Source organism: Flavobacterium sp. (assembly GCF_027484945.1).
Classification (GTDB): Bacteria; Bacteroidota; Bacteroidia; order Flavobacteriales; family Flavobacteriaceae; genus Flavobacterium.
The window spans coordinates 43,498-50,618 of record NZ_JAIXRZ010000027.1 but is presented as its reverse complement, the minus strand read 5'-3'; the positions used below and the strand labels follow the sequence as shown (position 1 = coordinate 50,618).

At 37.3% G+C, this 7,121-nt stretch carries 4 protein-coding genes; all 4 read right to left on the bottom strand.

From position 1 onward, the window contains the following. Positions 1-1,392 (bottom strand): peptide MFS transporter (locus tag Q0039_RS04370; RefSeq protein WP_297509642.1); only part of this gene is annotated, 1,392 nt, incomplete at its 3' end. Next, entirely contained in the window at positions 1,392-3,050 is a 1,659-nt protein-coding gene (locus Q0039_RS04365; RefSeq protein ID WP_297509639.1) for a peptide MFS transporter, read from the bottom strand. The genes Q0039_RS04365 and Q0039_RS04370, both read right to left, overlap by 1 nt. A 77-nt stretch (positions 3,051-3,127) precedes the next feature. Continuing rightward, positions 3,128-4,846, bottom strand: coding sequence for a peptide MFS transporter (locus Q0039_RS04360; RefSeq protein WP_297509638.1), 1,719 nt, complete (start codon positions 4,844-4,846; stop codon positions 3,128-3,130). 28 nt (positions 4,847-4,874) lie between these two features. Continuing rightward, positions 4,875-7,043 carry a S9 family peptidase gene (locus Q0039_RS04355; RefSeq protein ID WP_297509636.1) on the bottom strand — a complete coding sequence of 723 codons (2,169 nt, stop codon included), beginning with the start codon at positions 7,041-7,043 and terminating at the stop codon, positions 4,875-4,877. Positions 7,044-7,121 lie beyond the last annotated feature (78 nt).

Sequence of the window (7,121 nt, the reverse complement as noted above, 5' to 3'; positions counted from 1 at the left end):
TTGACTATTGGTAGCATTTTCTGAAGCTTCTGCAATTCCTGCACCTAATAGACCTGCAAAATATTGGCCATAGGCACTGGCTAAAAACCACATTCCCATGATAACGGCTTGCGTCTTTTGAGGCGATAATTTGGTCATGGCACTCATTCCGATTGGGGATAGACACAATTCTCCAAACGTAATCACAAACCAACCGAATGTAAATAGGTCTAAAGAGGTTTTTCCATCGGGTCCAGCGAAGAATTGTGTGTAATAAAACACCCAAAAACCGCCAGCTAGAAATAAAAACCCGAGTCCAAATTTCACAACTGTATTGGGTTCGATTTTCTTTTTTGCCATCCAAATCCATACCATTCCAATTAAAGCTGCGAAAACAATTACAAAAAGTGAATTGGCCGAATTATTGACCCCGTTAGGATCTAATTCAATACCACCGACTGTATTTTTTAAATTATTTGCTGCAAACAAACTCAAGGAACCCCCACTTTGTTCGAAAAAAGCCCAAAAGAAAATAGAGAAAATAATAAATATTAGCGCTGCTAGTAGCTTGAGGTTTTCCGACTTTGAAAAGTTTTTCATTTCATAAAGCAGATAGACCACCGATAAGGGACCAATTACCATCATAAAATAATCGGTATAAGTGGTATTGGCAACCATTTTAATAATGATTGGAATAAAAATCAACGAGGCTATATAGGTTCCAACCTCCAAAATTTTTCGCTTTGACCCTTCACAATTGGTTAGCGGTGAAAGTCCGATATTACCTAAACTTTTTTGAGTTTGCGTAAAAGTTAATAAACTTATAATCATAACTACTGAGGCGAAGCCAAATGCATAATTCCAACGTAATTGCTCCGGAATAAAAGTACTCCACAAATTTCCATTAGCAACCGCAATACAAATATATCCCCCAATTAGTGCGCCTAAATTAACCCCAGCATAAAACAAAGAAAATCCTGCATCGCGTCTAGTATCATTATCGCGATACAATTGACCTACCATTGAAGAAATATTGGGTTTAAAAAATCCAGTACCTACAATGGTAAATCCGATTCCGGTAAAAAACAAGTCTTTCGGACTTACCGCAAGTATAATACTACCAATAATCATTAAAAGACCACCCCAAAACAAAGATCGGCGTAAGCCTAAAATTTTATCGGCAAATAAACCTCCAATAAAAGTAAAGGCATAAACCCAAGCTTGGGTAGCACCGTATTGCAAATTGGCGGTCGTTTCACTCATATCGAGTTGGCTCACCATAAACACAGCGAGCATTCCACGCATACCGTAGAAGCTAAATCGCTCCCACATTTCACTAAAAAATAAATACCACAACTGTTTCGGGTATTTTCCTTTAAAATCTTGAATCTGTTCTATTGTTAGTGGTTCCATTAGCGAATTCCATTTTCACGCATTACGGCGTTTAATCGTTTTAATAAGACAAACATTAAAGTAGCTGCAAAAAGCAACAAGGTAAAGTTTATCCAAAAGAAATTGGATTTATCTTCATAACTATCCCACATACTCGCCAAAACTCCCGACAACTTATTTCCAATAGAAGTAGCTAAAAACCATCCGCCCATCATTAACGAAGTAATGTTCCTCGGGCTTAATTTGGACACTACAGATAAACCCATCGGACTCAAAAAGAGTTCCCCAATGGTGATTACACCATAGTTGGCCACCAACCACCAAACAGACACCTTTTCAGCACCATTTTGACCCGCTTTCACGGCTGCAACCATTACTAAAACGGATAGGGCCGAAATTAATAAGCCAAATGCGATCTTGGTGGGCGTTGTTGGTTCTTTTTGACGGTGACGTAAAAACGTAAAAAAGGCCACGACCAAAGGTGTCAATAAAATGACCCACCCGGGATTAATCGACTGACTTAAATTGGACGACCAAGTGTAGACCGAAGTTGCTTCTTGTGGCTTTTTCTCAGGAGCCACATTGCGGAAATACAAGGGATAATCGACCGTTTTAACCACTTCCCCGTCTTTCTTTTGAATACGGAAATAGTCATCATATAAAGCAACACTGTCTTTTTTATAGTGCAAGGTATCTACTAATACTAATTTAGAACCAATTTGTTGAGCTGTACCCGTTAATTCACGATCGGTATATTTATCACCCCAATTATTTAAAGCCGAACCGTTTAATTTGAAAACCGCCCAGAACAAAATTACAACCGCAAAAATAGAAAGTAAGGCTCCTATCGGACGCTTCTCTTCGACTTTGGCCTTAAAATACAAACTTCCGTAAAAGAAAATTACGGGGATACAAGCAAATATAAAAGCATCCGTACTATCAGAACCAAAGATATAACTGTCGGTATTGGTATCCGAATACGTTCCTTTTAACATCCAACCAATAACGCCAAAAACCACTGAGGGCAATAAAATATACAATACAATTTTACTGAAGGGCATGTCGCCAGGCTGTTCACCTTTTTTCTCGACTTTATCCCCATAATGTTTGGAACCCAATAAAAAGACAATGACCCCAATTAACATTCCGACACCGGCCGCCATAAATGCATACTGCCAACCGAATAGAATTTTAAATGCAGCACCAAAGAAATTACAAATAAAAGCTCCCACATTAATACCCATATAAAAGATATTATACCCCTCATCTTTCTTGTCTTTATAGTGGTCGTCATTGTAGAAATTCCCTAGTAATGTAGAAATATTCGGTTTAAAAAACCCATTTCCAAGAATTACCAACGTCATTGCGAGATACAACATAGGCATACTGTGAATTCCCATGAGCATATACCCGGCTCCCATCATAAGTCCGCCAATGACAATCGATTTTTTATAACCCCAATAACGATCGGCAATTAATCCTCCAATAAACGGCGTCAAAAAAACCAAAGCGATAAAGGTACCATACAAATCGGCAGATTCTTTTTCGGTCATGGCAAATCCAGCTTCTACATCTTTTAAATAAAGCGTAAAAATCCCGATCATTAAATAATAACCAAAACGTTCCCACATTTCTGATAAAAACAAATAAGGCAGCGCCTTAGGATGACTTTTCCACATAGTTAATTGTATTTAAAAAACAAAACCTACAAGTGTCGCTTGTAGGTTTGAAAGATATAAAATTATTTTTAATCGAATTATGTGATCCCGTGCATCATTTTCTTCAATCGAGGAGATAAAACCGCTAAAATAATAGCCGCTATACCACACAATACCACAAATACCATAAAGAACTCATAGAGGTTGTGAATTTCAAATCCAGCGAAGGAAGTATTTGAAATAGGAAGTTGTTCTTTCTCAAATAAAGCAATTTGATCGGGAGTTAGGGTAACTTTCTTATCTAAAACATCCTGTAAATTGAAACCTAATTTTTCGGCTTTCTCAAACTTATCTCCCGTAGCAGGAATAATCGCACCCAAAGAACCCGCTAAAGCATACCCTGCCGCATTGGAAATAAAGAAAACTCCATACAATAAAGAAGCAAAACGCTTAGGAGCCAGTTTTCCAACCAACGACAATCCAATGGGCGATAAACACAATTCCCCTAAGGTTTGAATGAAATACAGTAACATTAACCATTTAATTGCCAACAAACCTGAATTCCCTAAATCTTTTACATTATGAGCAATGATAAAGTAACTCAATGCAATAAACGCTAATCCAAATGCCTGTTTTAAAGGCGAAACCGGTTCTTTTCCAGACGCTCTTAATTTATCCCACAACAAACTAAAGGGTAGTGCCATCATGACAACAAACACTCCATTAAAAATTTGTACCATAGAAGGAGGCATATTCCAGCCGAAAATATTACGATCCGTTTGGTTATCGGCAATAAATGTCAAAGACGAACCGGCTTGTTCGAAAGCTGCCCAAAAGAAAATAATAAAAAATGAGACGATATAAATTACCCAAATTCGTTGACGTTCCACCTTTGTTTCGGCCGAACTCATAATTAAGTAGGCTAATGAAATCCCAGCAGAATAAATAAATGGATAAATAATTCCTTTAATCAATTGACCCATTTCAACAGAAGAAAAACCAAACTCGCCAACTAATAAATAACGAAACACAAAAAACAATACTGCAAAAATCCCCACTGCAGCACCCATCGCTGAGCTTTTAAAATGTGCCGTTTGCGTTTCCCCTTCTTCAAAATCATTCGCATCATTATGTTTCGGCAAACCCCCTATTGGTCGGCCTTCTGGAGTAACAACATACTTATTTTTTAAGATAAAAAATGTTATCGTACCAATCACCATCGCGATCGAAGCCGCTAAAAAGCCCCATTTGAACGCAAAAATATCACGCACCCCTGTTTCGGCATCTTTCACATCGCCTACCCATGGGCAAATAAATTGTCCTAAGAACGCACCAATGTTAATTCCCATATAGAAAATTGTAAAGGCAGAATCCAGTTTGTTTTTCTCTTGTTTAGGATACAAACTTCCTACCATTGAAGAGATGTTTGGTTTAAAAAATCCATTACCAAATATGATAATAAATAAAGCCGACCACATAAATATCTTCGCAGTTCCAATACTGGAATCAAACGTTGAGGCGCTAATAAATAACAAGAATTGCCCAATAGCCATTAACGTACCGCCCAGCATAATACTATAACGGTTTCCAATATATTTATCGGATATAAACCCTCCGAGTAATGGAGTTAGGTAACATAATGCAAGAAATCCACCATAAATAATTGCGGCATCTGCCTCCTTAATTAATAAGGAGTTCACCATAAATAACGTTAGAATTGCACGCATTCCATAGAAATTGAAACGCTCCCACATTTCGGTTCCGAATAGTACCCATAGCCCTTTAGGATGGCTCTTTTTTACTGCTGCTTCACTCATAAATAGTTCGTTTAGTTTGTTAGGTTAATTATAATTTTTCTTTAATAAAATTGGTCATTTTGTTAAACAATTGAATACGGGTTTTCCCCCCATAAATCCCATGGTTTTTATCGGGATAAATGGCCCAATCAAATTGCTTGTTGGCCTGTACTAAGGCTTCAATCATTTGCATCGAATTTTGAACATGCACATTATCGTCGGCGGTTCCATGAATTAATAAGAAACTGCCTTTTAACTTACTCACGTGGTTAATCGGTGAATTATCATCATAGCCGCTTGCATTTTCTTGGGGTGTTTGCATATAGCGTTCGGTGTATATCGAATCGTAAAAACGCCAATTAGTAACGGGTGCTACTGCGATTGCCATTTTAAATACATCTGCTCCTTTGAACAAACAATTGCTCGCCATAAATCCACCAAACGACCAACCGAAGATACCAATGCGCGTTGAATCTACATAGGGATAGGTCCCTAAAAATTTGGCAGCATCAATTTGATCTTCTACTTCAAATTTTCCTAATTCCTTTTGGGTACATTTTTTAAACGCTGCCCCTTTAAAACCGGTACCGCGACCATCTACACAAACGGTGATATACCCTTGCTGCGCCAATTGCATAAACCAATAATCGTTGGTATCGAGCCAGTCATTGGCCACCTGTTGTGAACCCGGACCGGAATATTGATACATGAAAACAGGATATTTTTTAGTAGCATCAAAATTTTTGGGTTTTATCATCCATGCGTTTAATGCGTGTCCTTTTGCTGTCGTTAACACAAAAAATTCTTTGGCAGGCAAATCGTATGCTTTTAATTTTTCGGTCAAACTCGAATTTTCTAAAATCATTTGTACCTGGTCACCTTCTTTGGCGCTATGTAACGAGTACATTGGTGGAACTGTTGCTGAAGAATAGGTATTAATAAAATATTCAAAGTTTGGACTAAACATCGCGGCATTGGTACCCTCCTGCTTGCTCAATTTGATTTTTCTTTTGCCATCGATACAAATACGATATACATCGCGTACAATCGAACCATTTTCCGTTGATTGGTAAAAAATCGATTTTGTTTTTTCGTCAAAACCATAATAAGCCGTCACCTCCCAAGCCCCTTTAGTCACTTGATTTTTTAACTTACCGTTTTTATCGTATACATAAATATGGTTCCAACCATCGTGTTCAGAGGTCCAAATAAAGCTATTGTCTTTTAAAAAAGTTAAATTATCATGCACATCGACGTAGGCATTATCTTTTTCATTTAAAACAACTTTTGCAGCGGTTGTAGTCCCATCGATAAATAACAAATCTAAATTGTTTTGATGCCTATTGAGCACTTGAGCACATAACACATTAGCATCGTTGGTCCAACGCATACGCGCAATATAAAAATCTTTGTATTGTGATAAATTCACTTCTTTTTTTAGATTGGCGATTAAATCGAAAATATGCAATGAAACCGCTGCATTCTTTTCACCTGCTTTCGGGTATTTGAACTTTTCTTGACCTGGATACAATGCTTTTTGATAGATATCCATCGAAAATTCAGGCACCTGACGCTCATCAAAACGTATAAAAGCTATTTTTTTGCTATCGGCACTCCAATCAAAAGCCCGAACAAAAGCAAATTCTTCTTCGTATACCCAATCGGTGATTCCGTTTATAATTGCATTTTTTTCGCCATCTTCTGTGATTGTTGTTGAAGTTCCACTAGCAACATCCAGCACATACAAATTATTCGTCTTCACATAAGCAATCTTTTTGCCGTCTGGAGAAAACAAAGGTTCTTGAACTTGGGTTAATATTTTGCGCAATGATTTCGAAGTCAAATCATATAAAAAGTAATCCGCAGTAAACGAATGACGGTAAATTGGAACCGAATTATTTGCAATTAACAGTTGCTTTTCATCTGCACTAAACACATAACTATCAATTCCCTCGGAAAGAATAGTAAAATTTTTGGTATCTAAAAGAGTACTTACTTTTTTTAGCGTTGCATAATCATACAAATCGATTTGCTGGCTTTGGGTGGTGCGATCGGTATTTAATACCGTATACTGATTGGCGTTTTTCATGGCTTGCAGTTCTTCCATCCCCTTTGGTCGAAATACACCGGAATAAATTGCTTCTACAGATACTTTTTGTTGTGCCACAACATGGCAGGCAAACATGAGTAAAAACCAGAAAATACTTCTTTTAATCATAGACAAAAAAATTGATTGTTATCGACTTCAATTTTAATGAAAAAAATGCAAACTACCGCCTTTTTTTATCCAAAATAC

Excerpts from the sequence above, each read along its gene's own strand:
- Q0039_RS04365 (WP_297509639.1), bottom strand. The coding sequence starts at position 3,050 with ATGTGGAAAAGTCATCCTAAGGCGCTGCCTTATTTGTTTTTATCAGAA.
- Q0039_RS04360 (WP_297509638.1), bottom strand. The coding sequence starts at position 4,846 with ATGAGTGAAGCAGCAGTAAAAAAGAGCCATCCTAAAGGGCTATGGGTA.
- Q0039_RS04355 (WP_297509636.1), bottom strand. The coding sequence starts at position 7,043 with ATGATTAAAAGAAGTATTTTCTGGTTTTTACTCATGTTTGCCTGCCAT.